The sequence below is a fragment of the Microbispora hainanensis genome (genome assembly GCF_036186745.1).
Lineage (GTDB): Bacteria > Actinomycetota > Actinomycetes > Streptosporangiales > Streptosporangiaceae > Microbispora.
In genome coordinates this window covers 8252055-8269607 of record NZ_CP108086.1, presented here as the reverse complement: position 1 = coordinate 8269607, position 17553 = coordinate 8252055, and the positions used below count along the sequence as shown (strand labels likewise).

Genomic DNA, 17553 nt, shown 5'->3' with positions numbered 1-17553 from the left:
GGAAGGGGCCCGTGGCGCAGGGGCGGCACGCTCGTCCCCGAGCGCGTGCGGGTGGCGCTCGGAACGGGCCCGGGGGCTTCGGCGGGGCGAGGGCCGGGTGGCGTTCAGGGCGGTCGGGGGCTTCGGCGGGGCGAGGGCCGGGTGGCGTTCAGGGCGGCCGGGGGCTTCGGCGGGGCGAGGGCCGGGGAGGCACTCAGGAGTAGGCCAGGGCGGCCTCGGCGGCGGGGAGGGCCGCCGCACGGTCCTCGGCCACCAGGCCGATCCTGGTCCGCCGGTCGAGCAGGTCGGCGGCGTCCAGGGCGCCCTCGTGGCGCACCGCCCACACCAGCTCGGCCCGGGTGATCCCCAGCGCCACCGGCTCGGCCAGGTCCGGGTCCTCGCGCATCAGGTCGCGCACCGCCCAGGCCTCCGAGCCGTACCTGCGGGCCAGCCGGTCGGGGGTGCCCGGCCGCACCGGTCCGGCGCCGACGAGGGGCAGCCGCGCCGTACGGCTCGCGCGGGCGTGGGGGCAGGCCGCGTCGACCGCGTCCTCGGCCATTCGCCGGTAGGTGGTGAGCTTTCCGCCCACGACCGTCACGACGCCGTCCGGCGAGCGCAGCACGGCGTGGCGGCGGGACAGGTCGGCGGTGCTTGCGCCCGCAGGGCCGCCGGGCGTGTCCGCCGTGTCGACCAGGGGCCGCAGCCCGGCGAAGGCGCCGGCGACGTCCGAGCGCCGCAGAGGGCGGTCCAGCGCCGTTCCGACGACGTCGAGCAGGAACTTGATGTCGCTCTCGGGCGCCTCGGGGACGTCCGGGATCGGGCCGTCGAGCGGCTCGTCGGTCAGCCCGGCGTAGATCCGCCCGTCGGCCTGGGGGAGCACCAGCGCGAAACGGGCGCGCTCGCCGGGGATCGGCACGTGCAGCCCCACGCGCAGCTCGCCGAGGGCCCCCGGGCGCAGCACAAGATGCGTGCCCCGCGAGGGGCGCAGCGCCACCGACGGCGTCAGTTCTCCGGCCCACACGCCGGTCGCGTTGATCACCGCGCGGGCCCGGATGTCGAACTCCTCGCCGGTCAGCTCGTCGCGCACCCGGGCGCCGTCCCCGGAGAGCGCCAGCGCCCGGCAGCGGGTGAGGATCCGCGCGCCGTGGGCGGCGGCCGTACGCGCCAGTGCGACGACCAGCCGGGCGTCGTCCACGACCCGGCCGTCCCACGACAGCAGCGCCCCGCGCAGGCCCTCCGCCCGCAGGTGCGGGGCGAGCGTGAGCGTCCGCCGGGCGGCGAGCCGGGTGGGGCCGGGCAGCAGGTGCCGCGGCGTGCGCGCGGCGGCCCGCAGCGCGTCGCCCATGCGGTAGCCGGCCATCAGGGTCGCGGCCTGGCCCCGGGAGACGGCCGGCGTCAGCGGCAGCAGGTAGGGGTGGGCGGAGACCAGATGGGGCGCGGTGAAGCGCAGCAGGGCGTCGCGCTCCACCGCGCTCTCCCACGCCACGCCGACCTGCCCGCTCGCCAGATAGCGCAGCCCGCCGTGAATCAGCTTGGAGCTCCACCGGGACGTGCCGAACGCCAGGTCGTGGGCGTCCACGGCGGCCACCGACAGGCCCCGCGAGGCGGCGTCGAGCGCGGCTCCGGCGCCCGTCGCCCCCAGGCCGACCACGAGGACGTCGACGACGTCCGTACGTGCCTCGTCGAGATCCCACCGGCGCCTGGCCGCATTCAGTGAGGAGTTCATGTCCCCTCCACTACTCGCGCATTACTCTTTAGTAACCTACCTGGAGGCGCGACGGCTATGGAAACCCCTCTCACTGCGGCGGAACCCATGCTCTGGTCGGGCTGGGGTGATCCCGCCAAGGCCGCCGAGCTGCCCGCGCCGGTGCGCGACCTGCTCGCGGGACTCCTCGGCGTCCGGGCGCCCGCCACGCCGCCGGCGACGTTCGGCGAGGTGCGGCTGCCGCCGGTCGTGCTGCCGCCGCCCGTCCTGGCCGCGCTGGCCGCGATCGTCGGCGACGAGCACGTGCGGGCCGACGACGACGCCCGAATCCGCCACACCCGGGGCAAGTCCACCCCCGACCTGCTGCTCATGCGCGCGGGTGACGCCTCGGACGCGCCCGACGCCGTCGTGCTCCCCGGCTCGCACGACGAGGTGGCCGCCGTGCTCCGCCTGTGCGCGGAGCATCGGGTGGCCGTGGTGCCGTTCGGCGGGGGCACCTCGGTGGTCGGCGGCCTCGTCGCGGTCCGGCGGGGCTTCGCCGGCGTGGTCGCGCTCGACCTCGCCAGGCTCAACCGGCTCGTCTCCGTCGACCCCGTGTCCATGATCGCCGAGCTGGAGCCGGGCCTGCGCGCGCCGCAGGCCGAGCAGCTCCTCGCCGCGCACGGGCTGACGCTCGGGCACTTCCCCCAGTCGTACGAGTACGCGACGCTGGGCGGCTTCGCGGCGGCCAGGTCCAGCGGGCAGGCCTCGGCCGGATACGGCAGGTTCGACGACATGGTCGCCGGCATGACCGTGGCGACGCCCCGGGGCACCCTGGAGATCGGCCGCGCGCCCCGATCGGCCGCCGGGCCCGACCTGCGCCAGGTGTTCCTGGGCTCCGAAGGCGCCTTCGGAGTGATCACCGCGCTGCGGCTGCGCGTCCGCCGCGCCCCGGCCGTCAGGGCGTACGAGGGCTGGCGGTTCGAGAGCTTCACGGCGGGCACGGCCGCCATGCGGCGGCTCGCGCAGCAGGAGGGACCGCCGCCCACCGTGCTGAGGCTGTCGGACGAGACCGAGACCCTGGTCGGGCTGGCCAAGCCCACCGACCTCGGCGCTTCCGGGCGCGACTCCGGCTGCCTGCTGGTGGCGGGCTTCGAGGGCTCCCCGGGCGACGTGGCCCACCGGCGGGAGCGGGCCGCCGCCGTGCTGGTCGAGGCGGGCGGCGTGCACCTCGGGCCCGAGCCGGGGGAGAAGTGGGCGCAGGGCCGGTTCTCCGCCCCCTACCTGCGCGACTCCCTGCTGGCTGCGGGGGCGACGGTGGAGACGCTGGAGACCGCCTGCTTCTGGTCCAACCTGCCGCGCCTGTACGACGCCGTACGGCTGGCCCTGCTCGGCGGGCTCGGGTCGCCGCTGGTGATGTGCCACATCTCCCACGTCTACGCCACGGGGGCCTCGCTGTACTTCACCGTGGTGACCGCCCAGACCGGCGACCCGCTCGGGCAGTGGGCGGCGGCCAAGCGCGCGGCGAACGAGGCGATCGTGCAGGCGGGCGGCACGATCTCGCACCACCACGGCGTCGGCCGCGACCACCGGGAGGCGTACGCCGCGGAGATCGGCGACCTGGGCGCCGAGATCCTGCGGGGGATCAAGGAACGGCTCGACCCCGCCGGGATCCTCAACCCGGGTGTGCTGATCCCATGAAATTGCCAAGATTGTTCCCATGGTCGATATGGGCGCGGCCGCCGCGCGGGGGAAGCAGGTCTCGTCACGGGTGTCGCAGGCCGGAGCGGGCTGGGACTGCGCGCAGATCGGCACGTTCGACGCGCTGCGCCCCACCCGGAACTCCTTCAGCTGGCTGAACCCCGCGACGCTGTGGCGCTCCCGCAACGAGGTCCTCGCCCAGCTGTTCGGCGACCCCTCGCCGCGGGTGCGCCGCCGCTGGGTGGCGGCCCAGCGCGACCGCGGCGTGGACGAGGACTTCCGCGTCCGGCTCGACCTGGGGGAGGAGTTCTCGTTCCTGGTGCTCGGCGACACCGGCGAGGGCGACGCCTCGCAGTACGCGGTGGTGCCCGGGCTGCTCAAGCTCGGCGCGGACACCGCGTTCGCCGTCATCGCCAGCGACGTGATCTATCCGACCGGCTCGGGCAACGAGTATGGCGACAAGTTCTTCCGGCCCTACAAGGACTATCCGGCCCCGATCTTCGCCGTGCCCGGCAACCACGACTGGTATGACGGGCTCGGCGGCTTCATGCGCGTGTTCTGCGACGCCCACCCTGTGTCCGCCGAGGGCCGGGGATTCCGGTTATCGCCCGGCGGCCTGCGCGGGCTCCTGTGGCGGAAGCCGGAGACGATCGACGAGGACGCCCTCGCCGAGGCCAGGAAGATGCGGCCCAACCCGGGCCCGGCGCTGCCCGGGCCGTACTGGGTGATCGACACCGGCCGCCTGCTGCTCGTCGGCATCGACACCGGCATCAAGGGCACACTCGACCGGGAGCAGGGCGAGTGGCTGCGCCGGGTCTCCGCCGACCCCCGGCCCAAGATCCTGATCACCGGCAAGCCGATCTACGTCAACAACGCCTACCACCCGTGCGAGATCGAGGGCGGCGGCACGGTGGACGACGTGGTCCGGGATCCGGCGCACAACTATGTGGCGGCCATCGGCGGCGACGTGCACAACTACCAGCGCTACCCGGTCCGTGTGGACGGGCGGCTCATCCAGTACGTGGTCTCCGGGGGCGGCGGGGCGTTCATGCACGCCACCCACACGATCCCCCGAGTGGACGCGGGCGGCGTGCACGAGGACGACTTCAAGTGCTATCCCCTGCGCGGCGACTCGCTGTCCTTCTACAGCCTGCTCTACAGCAAGCGGCTGCGCCTGCCCAGGCTGTACATCACGCCGGAGGAGGGCCTGGCCCTGATGTCCCGGCGGATCGGCAACACCCCGCCCAGGCCCACGCCGGGAGCGCCGATCGGCGCGCGGGTGAAGTGGGCGGCCCGGCTGCTCGGCGGCTGGCCCATGCCGTTCCGCCTGCCGGTGGGGCGGATCTTCCATCGGTACATCTCCGAGCTGTCCGACTGGGACACCCCGCCCTTCTTCAAGAGCTTCCTCCACCTGTCGGTCGTCGGGGACACGATCCGGCTGCGCTGCTTCGCCGCGACGGGCTGCCTGCAGCAGGAGGAGGAGCCGCCGTTGGAGGACGAGGTCGAGATCCCCATCTGACCGGCCGGGCGCGACAGGGCGGACGCCGGTCGCCGAACGGCTGGAGGAACGCCGCCCGGGGCGCGCTTGGCGGGCTCGGTCGGGGAACGTCGGCTGGGGGACGGCGCCTGGGTAAGGCCGATGGGGATGGGCTGGGGAGTGCCTGGCGGGCTCGGTCGGGGAAACGTCGGTTGGGCATTGGCCGGGGAACACCGGCTGGGGAAATGTCGGCGGCGCCTGGCACGCTGGTGGGGTGCACGTTGTGGTGGCGGCCGACGCCGAGGGGGGCGGCACTCTGAAGCCCCTCGGCGGGCCGGCGAGCCGGGTCCCCGATCTCGCGGCGGCCGTACGCTCGCTGGAGGCCGCCGAGCGGCCCCGCTGGGTATGGGCCGACGCCCACCGCGTCTACCCGGCGCTCCTGGCCGCCGGGGTACGGCTGTCGCGCTGCCACGACATTGCGTTGACCGAGAACCTGCTGCTGGCGGCCGACGGGCGCTACGGGGAGCCCAGAGGGGTCCAGGCGGCCTACGCGCGCCTGCACGGTCTCCCGGTGCCCGACGACCCGCACGAGGCGTCTGACGCGCATCAGGGAGGCGGGACGCAGGCGAGCCTGTTCGACCCGGCGCCGCCGCGGCACGGCGTGCCCGAGGCCGACATGGTCGCCGAGGTCTTCGAGGACCAGCGCCGCCGTGTCGCGCGTACGCCCGATCCCGGGCGGTTCCGCCTGCTCGCCGCCGCCGAGTCGGCCGGTGCGCTCATCGCCGCGGAGATGGGCCACGACGGCATGCCGTGGCGCGAGGACGTCCACGACGCGCTGCTGACCGACCTGCTCGGGCCCCGCCCCGCCCACGGCATGCGGCCCGCGAAGCTCCAGGCCCTGGCCGACGAGGTGGCGGCCGCCTTCGGCCACGTGGTCAACCCCGACTCCCCGCAGCAGATCGTCAGGGCGTTCAAGACCATGGGGATCGAGATCCCGTCCACCCGCTCCCACGTGCTGAAGACGGTCGACCATCCGGCCGTCGCGCCGCTGCTCGCGTACAAGGAACTGACTCGTCTCTACAGCGCCCACGGCTGGACCTGGGCCGCGCAGTGGGTCAGCGGCGACCGCTTCCGGCCCGAATACGTCGTCGGCGGGGTGGTGAGCGGCCGGTGGGCCACCAGCGGCGGCGGCGCGCTGCAGATCCCCAAGGTCATGCGCAAGGTCGTGGTCGCCGACGACGGCTGGACGCTCGTGGTCGCCGACGCCGCGCAGCTCGAACCCCGGGTGCTGGCCGCGCTGTCCGGCGATCTCGGGCTCGCGCGGGCGGCCGGGGAGATCGACCTGTACGCCGCGCTGGCCCAGGCGTTCGGCGGGGTCCGCGAGTCGGCCAAGATCGCCATGCTGTCCGCGATGTACGGCGGCACCAGCGGCGACGCCTCCAAGCTGCTGGCCGTGATGCGGCAGCGGTTCCCGAAGGCGTACGCGTTCGTGGAGGACGCGGCCCGCGCGGGGGAGGAGGGGCGGCTGGTCCGGTCGTGGCTGGGCCGCACCTGCCCGCCTCCGTCGGACCGGTGGCGGCGGCTGGTGGCCGGTCCCGAGGGGGCGAGGGCGGCCAGGGACCGGGGGAGGTTCACCCGCAACTTCGTCGTGCAGGCGACGGCGGCCGAGTGGGCGCTGACGCTCCTCGCCGTGCTGCGCGGGCTGCTGCCGGACCCGGCGCGGCTGGTGTTCTTCCAGCACGACGAGGTGATGGTGCACTGCCCGCTCGACGTGGCGGGCGAGGTGCGGGAGGCCGTCGGCCGCGCGGCCGACGAGGCGACCCGGCTGCTGTTCGGCGAGACCATGGTCCGCTTCCCGATGGAGGCGGTGGCCGTCACCTGCTACGCCGACGCCAAGTGACGGGCGGAGGCCGGATGGCTCCGGCTCAGGAGGCCGGACGTCGCTTCCTGGTGATGAGAGCGACCACCAGCAGGGTCGGAGCTCCGAAGACGGCGAGGAGCACCAGGAGCGCCACGGCGGCGGCGGAGATGCCCCGGGTGCCGGGGGAGGGCGCGGCTCCGACGCCGAACACGGTGTCGTCGCCGGAGCACGTCACCGTGTAGCTGCCCGCCTTCGGCGGGCGGATCTCGTAGAGCAGCCGCCACTTGGTGTCGCTCGTGGTGAACGGCCGGTAGCTCGCCGCCGGGCGGACGAGCCTGACGTTGCGCCCGCTGCCGTTCTCGACCCGGCAGCGCGGATCGGGCGACGCGTCGGAGACATAGATCGCCGGCTTCAGCGTGGGATTCAGCGTGACGGTCAACGCCGAACCGTCGGAGGAGATCCTCCTCGGCGTGGCGGAGATGCCCATGCCGACCTCGCACACGGCGGCGACGGCCACGAGGAGCACGCAGAGGACCAGCCAGGCACGCGTGGTCCGCCGCAACCAGGCGGGGTATCGCCTCGGCCGCCGTGGTCCCGGCGCGGGAGGCACCTGCGGCGCGTACGGCTGCGCCGGGCGGCGCGCCGAGTAGGGAGCGGCTCCCGCCGGGTGGGGGACGGGTCCCGCCGGGTGGGGAGTGGCTCCCGCGGGGTAGGGGGCCGGGCGCGAATACGGAGGGCCCGGTGCCGGAAAGGCCGCCTGCGGACCGGGCGCGTTCACCGGCGGAGCCGACCCGCCGCCCGCGCGGGGACCTCCGAGCGGGCCGGCCATGTGCGGATGCGGCGTCCCCGGCACCCCAGGCGTTTCCGGCGCCCCAGGCGTTTCCGGGCCCCTCGGCGTCCCCGGGCCGGGCATCCCTCGGCGAGGTCCGTCGAGCATCCCTGGGCCGTACGCAGCCGCGCCGGGTCCGTCGAGCATCCCTGGGCCGTTGATCACCACGCGGGGTGCTGCCGCGCCGGGTCCGCCGGGCGTTCCTGGGCCGGGGGCGACCGCGCCATGCGCCGCCGCGCGGGGTTCGTCCGGTGTTCGTGGGCCGTGCGCCATCGGGCCGGGTCCTGGGCCGTACGCTGCCGCGCCGGGTCCGGCGGGCGTCGCTGGTCCGGGTGCTGCCGCGCCGGGTCCGTCGAACAGCGGCGAGCGCGGCGTCTCCGAGGACGTGGTCAAGGTGCGGGTCGGGGCGACGGCCGGGGCGACGCGCGTACGCACCGCCTGCGCCACGTCCGGGGGGAGCCACCGGCCCTGCTGAATGGGCGAGGCGAAGTCACGGCCGCTGCCGGCGAGCTCGTTCAGCACGGCCGACACGGTCGGCCGCTCCTCGGGTTCCTTGGCCAGGCACCGCGCGACCAGAGGCCGGACCGCGGGCGGCAGCCCATCGAGGGCGGGCTCTTCGTGCACGATCCGATACCACAGCCCCTGCCAGGACCCCTGCCCGAACGGTCCGCTGCCCGTCGCGGCGAACGCGAGCACCAGCCCCAGGCAGAACACGTCGCTCGCCGGTCCGACCCGGGTGCCCTTGAGCTGCTCCGGGGACATGAACCCGGGGGATCCCATGGTGATGCCGGTCTTCGTCAGCGAGCCGCCCTCGGCGGCCAGGGAGATGCCGAAGTCGATGACCCGGGGGCCGTCGTCGGCCAGCAGCACGTTCGACGGCTTGAGGTCGCGGTGGACGACCCCGGCCGCGTGGATCGACTCCAGGGCCTCGGCCAGCCCCGCGGCCAGGGCCAGAACGGACTCCTCCGGCCAGGGCCCGTGCTCGTCCACGGCGTCTTCCAACGACAGTCCGGGCACGTACGCGGTGGCCAGCCATGGCGGCGACCCCTGTGGGTCGGCGTCGACCACGCCGGCCGTGAAGAAGCCGTTGACCTTGCGGGCCGTGGCGATCTCGCGGTCGAACCTGCGGCGGAAGTCCGCGTCGCCGGCCAGCTCGGGCCGCACGACCTTCACCGCGACGGCCCGCCCGCTCCGCGAGCGCCCGAAATACACGCGGCCCATCCCGCCCTCACCCAGGCGTGCCTCGATGCGGAATGGCCCCACCTGCTGCGGATCGTCTTCCCGCAGCGTTTCGAAGGTCCGCACCGGCACTCCTTCGGATCCGGGATCATGCGTCATCGATCAGGCCATTCTCGCCAAAAGCGCGGGAACGTGTGGCAGGGCGACGCCGCACTGCCCGCTCGACGTGGCGAGCGAGGTCCGCGAGGCCGCCGGTCACGCGGCCGGCGAGGTGACCCGGCCGCTGTTCCCCGAGACTACGGTCCGCTTCCTGAGGAGGCGGTGGCCGTCACCCGCCGTCACCCGCTACGCCGACGCTGAGTGACAAGGGGAACCGCACCGACATAGTCACCGCAGGACCCGCGCGGGCGGCCGTGACCTGCACCATCTGCACCGTGGAGGCCGGACGCCCCCGGCGCAGCAGGCGGGGCGTCGCGGCCGGGACCCCGAGGCCGCGAAGAGGGTGGGCAGATGCCCCCGAGGCGGTGAGGAAGGCAGTCGGCGCGCGCGGCCGACGCCTCCCAAAGCGGGGAGGAGCACCGGGAGCGCCACGGCGGCGCGTCGCCGACACCGCCGTGGTCCCCGCATCACGTGCCGGCGCCAGGCCCTGGCACAGGCCCCCCACCGAAGTTCCAGCAGGTCTCGGCGCCAAGGGTCCGACAGCAGATCCGGCGTCGGACCCTTGGCGCCGGGTTCCGGCGTCAGGCGGGGCGGAAGGTGCTCCAGAGGGCCTTCCGTACGGGCGCGGCCGACTCGTTCCAGTCGAAGTCGGGCGAGGCGAACATGATCGCGTAGGCGCGGTCGCCCGCCTCCAGATAGCGGATGACCGCGTGGACGGTGACCTCGCTGTTGTTGGTGTAGGTGTACTCCCAGTCGGCCGCCGGGTAGCGGTAGTCCCCCACCTTGCGAAGCTGGACCTGCGTGTAGTCGGTGAAGCCCTTGATGTCCAGGTTCTGCTCGGCGGACTGCAGCGCCGCCAGGCTGCCGTCGGGGATCCTCTTGATCGTGATGCTCTGCCCGCTGTCCTTCGGGCCCGTGAGCCTGACGACGCCGTCGTCGACCGTGGTGCTCCAATCCTCCGGCACCGCGAGCGACACCCCGCCCTCGGTCACCAGGTGGTAGCCCTCGGGCACGCGTACGGCCGACAGGGGGCGCGCGGTCGGCGTGTTGGAGTCGGGGGGCGCGAGGGTGTGGCCGGACCTGCCGTCCTGCTGGGAGACCACGGCCTCGTCCGGGCCGCTCGGCAGCAGCACGAACACGATCCCGGCGATCACCGCGACCACGGCCACGGCGGCGACGACGAGCAGCAGCTTCGACCGGCCCTCGCCCTGGGCGACCTCGTCGGCCTGTTCCTTGCGCCTGCGCCCCGCCCGGGGGTTGTGCGGACCCGTGGCGTCCTCGATCGGCCCGAAGTCACCGTGAGACGTGGCACCGGGCGACGAGAGACCGGGCGACGAGACGCTCTGTGGTCCGGTGGCCTGCTGCGGCGCCGCGTGCGGTCCCGTCTGGTGGGGTGCCGCGTGCGGCCCGGTCCGGTGCTGCGGCCACGGCGCACCGCCCAGGTCGCCGGGCATGTCGCCCGGCGCGGGCGTCGGCCACATGGCCTCCTTCGGCCGCTCCGGCGCGTGTGTCGAGCCCGAGGGGGACGCCAGCGGGTCGAAGCCCGTGTCGAAAGCGGGGGGCTGCCCGAAGGCGTTCACGGGCCCGAACGCGCCCGGCGGCTCGTACGCGGGGCCGTCCGGCCGCGGCTCCCCTGCGTGGGGCTCGGCCGGACGGGGTGCGGCGCCGGGCGGGACGGCCGCGCCCCCGGGGAGGCTCTCCGCCGTGAGCGGCACGCGGACCGGGCCCGAGGGGGTCTCGATGATGCGCGAGGGCAGCGGCCCCGAGGGGATGTCGAGCGGCGGCAGCAGCCCGGCGGGGGTGGAGTCCTGCGGGGTCGGCACCGACGTCGGCGTGCCCGCCCGGCCCGGCAGCCCGGCGCCGTGGCTGTGCAGCACCCGCTCCAGCATCTCCGCGACCTGCGCGGCCGGAAGGCGGTCGGCCGGGTTCTTGCGCAGCAGGCCCTCGATGACCGGCAGCAGCGCGCCCGCCCGGCGCGGCCGGTTGGGCTCCTGCGTCAGCACCGCGCCGAGCACGGCGACCGCGTCCGGCCCCTCGTAGGGCGGGCGGCCCTCCACGGCGGCGTACAGCGTCGCGCCGAAGGACCACAGGTCGGCGGCGTGGGTGATCGGGCGGCCCTGCAGGCGCTCCGGCGGGATGTAGGCGGGCGAGCCCATGAGCAGCCCGGTCTGGGTGATCGTGACGTCGCCCTCGATGGCGGCGATGCCGAAGTCGGTGAGCACCACGCGGTCGGCGGTGAGCAGCACGTTGCCGGGCTTCACGTCCCGGTGGAGGATGCCGGCCGCGTGGGCGTGCCGCAGCGCGTCGAGCACCCGGATGCCGATCTCGGCGGCCTGCACGACCGGCAGCGGCCCGCTCTGCCGTACGGCCTGCTCCAGGGACCAGGCGCGGACGAGCTCCATCACGATCCAGGGACGCCCGTCCTCCTCGACGACGTCGTGGACGGTGACGATGCCGGGATGGCTGAGCCGGGCGGCCGAGCGCGCCTCGCGCAGCATGCGGCGGTGGGCGGCCTGCGCGCCGGCGTTGTCGAGCCCGAACGGCAGGAGCAGCTCCTTGACCGCGACGTCCCGGTCGAGCAGCACGTCATGGGCGTGCCACACCATCCCCATGCCGCCGCGGCCCACCGGGGACAGCAGCCGATAGCGCCGGCCGACGAGACGTCCCTGCCCTTCGGGGGCGCCTCCCGCGGGGACGCGACCCACAGGTCCGTGACCCTCTGGCATAGGGGGGACCATACCGAGCAGGCGATCTGTCGTCATAGATTAGGTCCCCAATTCACGCTCGTTCCGCAAGATCTTCCGAACGGACCGTGCGAATTGCATCGGATATCTGAGGTTGACGACGATATTACGGTCTGATGACGGTCGTTGGGAATTCACACACCGCACAGCGCGTCGAGCGCGGCCGTGAACGCCTCGGCCGGCGGGCTGACCAGACCCGCGCCGACCTGCCCCGTTCCGGCGATCCTGCCCGCGATGCCGGTGTTCACGACGGGCAGCAGGCCGGTCCTGGCCACGAGCGCGACGTCGATGCCCACGGGCGTGCCGCGGAAGCCCAGCCCCGGGATCTGGTACGCCGGGTGCTCGGCCAGGGTGATCTCGTACATCGACGTCGTGGCCGCCACGGCGTCGGACACCTCGCCGCCGACGAAGCGGACGATCGCCGGGGCCGCCGCCATCGCGAAGCCGCCCAGGCCGGTCGTCTCGGTGATGGTGGAGTCGCCGATGTCGGGGTTGGCGTCGTCCGGGCCGTACCCGCCGAGGTAGAGGCCGTCGGGCACGCCGGCGGGGCCGGTGAACCACCGGTCGCCCAGCCCCGACACCTGTATTCCGAAATCGGTGCCATTGCGGGCCATCGCCACGACCAGGCTCGATCCGGGCACGTCGCGCGCCGCGTCGGCGCTGACTTTCGCCGCCGCCATTCCCGCGTTCAGGAAGAAATGATCATTGCCATTGATGAATCGCAGCACCTCGGCCGCGTGGTCCGGGGCCGCCTCCACGATCGCGGGCGCGATCTCGCGCACCAGCAGGGACGTCGCGGCGCGGTTGCGGTTGTGCAGCTCGTCGCCCATCTGGAGCGCCTGCGCGATGAGCGTGCGCAGGTCGAGAGGGCCGCACCGCTCCAGCGCCGCCGCGAGCACCGGCCCGAGGACCTCGCCCATCCAGCGCAGCCGGTCGATCACCTCGGGCCCGTACGCGCCGTAGCGCAGGACCTTGCCCAGCCCCTCGTTGAGCGAGCAGTAGGCCGTGCCGCCGTGCTCGGCGTCGGCGACCTCCAGCATCCACATGGACGGGCTGACCAGCCCCGCCATCGGGCCGACCGCGCGGTGGTGGTGGCAGGAGTCGAGGGTGATCCCCGCGCCCGAGGCCAGGCGTTCCTCCGCCTCCTCGGGGGTGGCCGCCAGGCCCTCGAACAGCATCGCCCCGACGAGCGCCCCCCGCATCGGGCCGGAGGCGCGCTCCCAGGTGATCGGCGGACCGGCGTGGAAGAACTCCCCGGCCGCCAGGCCGAGGACCTCGCGCGCTGGGCGTACGCCGGTCAGCATGGGCCGTGCCGACAGCATCCTGCCGACGGCGGTCGCGTTGGCGCTCTCACGCCGGGGATCGGCCAGCACCCGCGCGAGGGCCGCCGAGGTGCCCGGCAGCGGAGGCCGCCAGTCGACCTCCCGGCGCGGCACGGCCTGCCGGTCCAGCGCCTCGCCCAGCACCTGCGCGCCGACGGTGATGACGCGCGGCTCGCCGTACAGCATGGAGAGGGTCATCGGGCTCCGATCCGGGTCGGCGCGGACACGCCCGTCACCCGCCCGCGAGGAGACGGGCGTGCCGGGCGGCCGCGGCGTTGGAGGTGAAGACCGCCGCCCCGGCCTCGTTCAGCCGGGCGGCCTGGGCGCGCAGCCCCTGCGGGTCGCCGTCGGTGCCGACGACGGCCACGACCACGTCCACGCCCCTGGCGACCGCGTCGCAGATCGCGGGCGCGAGCCAGGCGGCCGGGTCGGGGTCGGCGCCGTGCCCGAGCACGACGTCCATCAGCACGACGCCGGAGGCGACGCCGCGCAGCGCCTCAAGGCGCAGCGCCGGGTCGATCATGGGATGGGCGCGGCCCCGGGTGTAGGCGTCGTCGCCGAAGTCGGTGAACTCGCCGGTGCCCGCCACGAGGGCCGCCTCCGCGCACAGCGTGCCGCCGGCGTAGAGCCCCCGCAGTGCCCGGCGGTCCGCCGCGCCGCCGCGTGACGCCGCCTGCCGCTCGGCGCCGCTCGTCCCGGCGGTCGCGTCCGCCTGGCGTACGGGTGCGGGCCAGGAAGGCCACTCGGGCACGTCGCGGCCGAGGGCACGCAGCACCTTCTCGGCGGCGGTGGTCAGGTCGTCCTGCCCCGGCCCGAGCAGCGCGGCGACGACTGGCGTCGCCAGGTCGAGGTCGCGTACGGCACGGGCCACCTCGGGGGCGGGGGGCTTGGAGACCAGCACGATCAGCTCGGTCGCAGGGTCGTCGTCGAGGGCGCGCAGCGCCTGCATCGCCGAACGCCCGCCCACCTCGGCGGACAGGTCCCTGCCGCCCACGCCGAGCACGTGGGAGACGCCGACGCCGGCGAGGTCGAGCAGGCTCGTCACCTGCTGGGCGCCGGTCCCCGAGGCGGCCACGACGCCGACGTTCCCGGGGCGCAGGACGTTGGCGAAGCCGAGGCCGGCCCCGCCCACGACCGCGGTGCCGCAGTCCGGGCCCATCACCAGCACGCCCCTGGCCCGCGCCCGGTCCTTGAGCAGGATCTCCTGCTCCACGGGCACGTTGTCACTGAAGATCATCACCGAGAGCCCGGCCTCCACGGCGTCGAGCGCCTCGGCGAAGGCGTGCTCGCCCGGCACGCTCACCAGCACCAGACTCGCCTCGAAGGCACGCGCCGCCGACCAGGTGGTGCGCGGCGGGGCCTCGCCTCGCGGCGTGCCGCCCGGCTGCTCCCGCGCGGCGAGCTGCCGCTCCAGCTCGGCGGAGGCGTCCTCCAGCTCCGCCGGCGAACCGGCCCGGACCGCCACCAGCAGGTCGCCGGGCGTCGCGGGCGGCACCGCGAAACCGAGATCGCGGGCCAGGTCCACGTTGAGCTCGGTCGCCATCGCGACGACGGCGACGGACACTCCGGGCCGTTCGGTGAGCGCCCGGCTCACCCGCATCAGCGTCACGGAGTCGCGGTAGACCCCCGGACGCACCTCGACCAGGTCGTTCAACGGCCCTCCCGATGAGCGAGGACGGCGGACAGGCCGATCTGCACTCCCCACGCCAGGTCGGCTCCCGAGGTGTGGCCGAGGCGGAGCAGGCGGTGCACGGCGGGTTCGAGCGGCTGGCGCCCGGCCACGGCGCGCAGCACCCCGACGACCTCCGGGCTCGCCTCGCCCCTCGCGGCGCAGTGCAGCAGCGTGGCCGAGATGGACGTGGTCCTCGTGCGCGCGTCGTAGGTGACCGCGGCGGCGAGCCAGTCGGCCAGCCACACCGCGCGCGGCACGCCCGCCGCCGCGCCGAGGTGCCGCAGCGCGACCAGCAGCCCGGCGAGCATGTCGTCTCCGCTCGGCGTCAGCCCCGGGCCGAGGCCGATCAGCCGTTCGGCCGCGGTGATGCTCTCCACGAGCGAACCGGCCCGGCAGCCGTGGTCGAGCAGCGCCGGGGCGCCGTCCGGGTCCAGTCCCGGCCGCCGGGGCGAGGCGGCGCGGGTGCGGGCGAGCAGGCCGAGGGCGGGCGCGAGCCGTACGGGATCGGCGGGGCCGAGCGGGGGAGCGGGGTCCCACCAGCGGCGCACGCAGATCGACACGCCGCCGACCTCGACGGAGCCCTCGCCGACCCAGGCGTCGTCGCCCGCCGACACCCCGTCGAGGCGTTCGGGGAGCAGCACGGCGTTGGGCAGGCGGGTGGCCTCGCCCGTCACCACGGCGATCACGTGCGGTTCTGACTCGCTCCTGATCTCCAGGTAGAGCGCGAGGGGGAAGACCGCGAGCACTCTGGCCGGGCGGCGGGGCGCCTCAAGCGCGGGCCGCACGGCGACGCTCGCGGCGCCGCTCATGAAGGTGGGGGCCGCCGGGGGGCGGGACGCGGGCGTCGTCGCCCGCCGCCCTCTCGGGCGCGTGCCAACACTCACCGGACCTCCCGAAGCAGTCGTTGCCGACGCTAAGCCTCGCTCTCCCCCCTCCGTACGGAGAAAGATGCCAACAGTCGGCCGAATGCTTGGCTCTTCCTGCCAGGACCGCCGTCGTGCACAATCGCCCTGAGAGGTCCGCAACCCGTGATCGCGAGCGAACCCGACGCAGCGAGCGGAGTGGTCCGTGAGGTACGAGCGGCCCGCGTAGCGAGCGAGGAGGGGTGAGCGAGCCATAAGCACGAGCGAACCCGACGCAGCGAGCGGAGTGGTCCGTGAGGTACGAGCGGCCCGCGTAGCGAGCGAGGAGGGGTGAGCGAGCCATAAGCACGAGCGAACCCGACGCAGCGAGCGGAGTGGTCCGTGAGGTACGAGCGGCCCGCGTAGCGAGCGAGGAGGGGTGAGCGACCCATGGTCACAGAACGTGCGACCCCGTTGACGGCACTTGCGGAGACGGCATTGCAGAACGACCCGGCCCCGCCCGCCATGCGCCTGGCGAGCACGGGGACGATCCTCCACGGCGTGTCGGTGGGCGAGGTGCTCGGGGTCTCGACGCTGGCGGACGCCCGCCTGATCGCCGGGCGGGGCGGCCTCGGCCGCATCGTGCAGCGCCTCAACGTGATGGAGGTGCCCGACATCCTCGCCTGGGTGAAGCCGCACGAGCTGCTGCTCACCACGGGCTACCCGCTGCGCAACACGCCGCAGTCGCTCGACCGGCTCGTGGCCGACCTGGACGAGCGCGGCCTGGCCGCGCTGGCGATCAAGCTGGGCCGTTACCTGGACGAGCTGCCGGGGGAGATGGTCGAGCAGGCCGACCGGCTGGGCTTCCCGCTGATCCTGCTGCCCAACGACGTGGGTTTCGACGACATCCTCAACCAGGTGCTCACCGACATCCTCAACCGCCAGGCGGCGATCCTCGCCCGTACGGAGGAGGCGCATCGGGCGCTCGTGCAGATCGTGCTGGCCGGGGGCGGGATGCGGGAGGTCACGGCGGAGGTGGCCGGGCTGCTGCAGGTGGCGGTGGGGGCGACCGACGCCGCTGGGCATCTCCTCGCGGCCGCGGGCGATTCGGCGCAGGTGGCGCGGCTGCGGGAGATCAACGCGGCGCTCGCGCGGACGCCGTCGGCCCCGCCCCCGGGCGGCGATGGTCACTACGCGGCGGTGCCCGTCGTCGCGGGCGGCCATCACCACGGGAGGATCGCGGCCTACAGCGCCAACGGCACGCTGACCCCCAGCGACATCAACATCCTGGAGCGCGCCGCGACCGTCGCCGCGCTGGTGATCACCAAGCAGGAGGCGGTCACCGCCGTCGAGAGCAAATATCGCGCCGACTTCCTGCGCGACGTCCTCACGGGCAGGGGCGGGCTGCGGGTGGCCGAGCGAGCCCAGGCGTTCGGCTGGGACCTGGAGCGCCCGGTGAGCGTGCTGGTCGCCGAGATCGACCCGGACGCCGAGGAGCGCCCGGTGCAGGACCGCATGCTGGCGGCGTGGCAGGCGGCGGTGCGCAAGCACGACCCGCGCGGCGCGGTCGCCGGCTTCTCCCACGAGGTGGTGGCGATCGTCGGGGCGGCGGCCGACCCGGCGAAGGTGGCCAGGGACGCGCTCGCCGCCGTCTCCGAGGGCACCTTCTCGACCGGCCTCAGCCGGGTCGCCTCCGGCGTGGACTCCCTGCCCGGCGCGTACGGCCAGGCGCTGAAGGCCGCCAGGGTGGGCCGGCAGCTCCACGGGGCCGGCGCGGTCGCCCACTTCGACGAGCTGGGGGTCTACCGGCTGCTGTCGCTGGTGAACGACACCGACGAGCTGCACGCCTTCGTCCGCGAGACCCTCGGCCCGCTGGCCGGGGACGACGACGCGGAGAACGCCGACCTGCGGCGCACCCTGCAGGCGCTGCTGGAGACGAACCTGAACGTCGCGGAGACCGCGCGCCGCCTGCACTTCCACTACAACACCCTGCGCTACCGGATCGGGAAGCTGGAGCGCATGCTGGGCAACTTCACCGAAGACGCCCATCTGCGGCTCAACCTCACCCTGGCCCTGCACGTGCTGCGCATGAGGGGCATCTAGG

Annotated in this window: 10 protein-coding genes; 4 read left to right on the top strand and 6 right to left on the bottom strand. The window is 74.7% G+C overall.

Going from position 1 to position 17553, the window contains the following annotated elements:
* Positions 1-193: 193 nt before the first annotated feature.
* Complete coding sequence (locus tag OHB01_RS37425) at positions 194-1705, bottom strand: glycerol-3-phosphate dehydrogenase/oxidase (RefSeq protein ID WP_142645436.1); 1512 nt, start codon at positions 1703-1705, stop codon at positions 194-196.
* A 57-nt stretch (positions 1706-1762) separates the two neighbouring features.
* Between OHB01_RS37425 and OHB01_RS37420 the strand changes: the two genes are divergently transcribed.
* The 3 genes from OHB01_RS37420 (at position 1763) to OHB01_RS37410 (ending at position 6741) form a co-directional block, all read left to right on the top strand.
* Positions 1763-3364 (top strand): FAD-binding oxidoreductase, encoded by a 1602-nt coding sequence (locus tag OHB01_RS37420; RefSeq protein ID WP_240970908.1) that lies wholly within the window; start codon positions 1763-1765, stop codon positions 3362-3364.
* A gap of 19 nt (positions 3365-3383) precedes the next feature.
* Positions 3384-4883, top strand: coding sequence for a metallophosphoesterase family protein (locus OHB01_RS37415; protein ID WP_142645435.1), 1500 nt, complete (start codon positions 3384-3386; stop codon positions 4881-4883).
* A gap of 232 nt (positions 4884-5115) precedes the next feature.
* Positions 5116-6741, top strand: a complete 1626-nt coding sequence (locus tag OHB01_RS37410) for a bifunctional 3'-5' exonuclease/DNA polymerase (protein WP_142645434.1) — start codon at positions 5116-5118, stop codon at positions 6739-6741.
* 25 nt (positions 6742-6766) lie between these two features.
* Here OHB01_RS37410 and OHB01_RS37405 read toward each other — a convergent pair whose 3' ends face one another.
* The 5 genes from OHB01_RS37405 to OHB01_RS37385 all read right to left on the bottom strand — a co-directional run bounded on the left by OHB01_RS37405 (position 6767) and on the right by OHB01_RS37385 (position 15491).
* Positions 6767-8836 (bottom strand): serine/threonine-protein kinase, encoded by a 2070-nt coding sequence (locus OHB01_RS37405; protein ID WP_328854641.1) that lies wholly within the window; start codon positions 8834-8836, stop codon positions 6767-6769.
* Between the two features lie 614 nt (positions 8837-9450).
* The gene (locus tag OHB01_RS37400; RefSeq protein ID WP_261985646.1) at positions 9451-11574 is read right to left on the bottom strand and encodes a serine/threonine-protein kinase; all 2124 of its coding nucleotides are present in this window, start codon (positions 11572-11574) and stop codon (positions 9451-9453) included.
* A gap of 173 nt (positions 11575-11747) precedes the next feature.
* Positions 11748-13133, bottom strand: a complete 1386-nt coding sequence (locus tag OHB01_RS37395; RefSeq protein WP_328854640.1) for a DUF1116 domain-containing protein — start codon at positions 13131-13133, stop codon at positions 11748-11750.
* Positions 13134-13167: 34 nt separating this feature from the next.
* Complete coding sequence (locus OHB01_RS37390) at positions 13168-14589, bottom strand: FdrA family protein (protein WP_328854639.1); 1422 nt, start codon at positions 14587-14589, stop codon at positions 13168-13170.
* Positions 14586-15491, bottom strand: a complete 906-nt coding sequence (locus OHB01_RS37385; protein WP_260617079.1) for a DUF2877 domain-containing protein — start codon at positions 15489-15491, stop codon at positions 14586-14588. Before OHB01_RS37385 ends, OHB01_RS37390 begins: the two co-directional genes overlap by 4 nt.
* A gap of 483 nt (positions 15492-15974) precedes the next feature.
* Here OHB01_RS37385 and OHB01_RS37380 point away from each other — a divergent pair, with 483 nt between their 5' ends.
* Positions 15975-17552, top strand: coding sequence for a PucR family transcriptional regulator (locus tag OHB01_RS37380; protein ID WP_142645557.1), 1578 nt, complete (start codon positions 15975-15977; stop codon positions 17550-17552).
* Position 17553: the final 1 nt, after the last annotated feature.

Excerpts from the sequence above, each read along its gene's own strand:
- OHB01_RS37425 (WP_142645436.1), bottom strand. The coding sequence starts at position 1,705 with ATGAACTCCTCACTGAATGCGGCCAGGCGCCGGTGGGATCTCGACGAG.
- OHB01_RS37420 (WP_240970908.1), top strand. The coding sequence starts at position 1,763 with ATGGAAACCCCTCTCACTGCGGCGGAACCCATGCTCTGGTCGGGCTGG.
- OHB01_RS37415 (WP_142645435.1), top strand. The coding sequence starts at position 3,384 with ATGGTCGATATGGGCGCGGCCGCCGCGCGGGGGAAGCAGGTCTCGTCA.
- OHB01_RS37395 (WP_328854640.1), bottom strand. The coding sequence starts at position 13,133 with ATGACCCTCTCCATGCTGTACGGCGAGCCGCGCGTCATCACCGTCGGC.
- OHB01_RS37380 (WP_142645557.1), top strand. The coding sequence starts at position 15,975 with ATGCGCCTGGCGAGCACGGGGACGATCCTCCACGGCGTGTCGGTGGGC.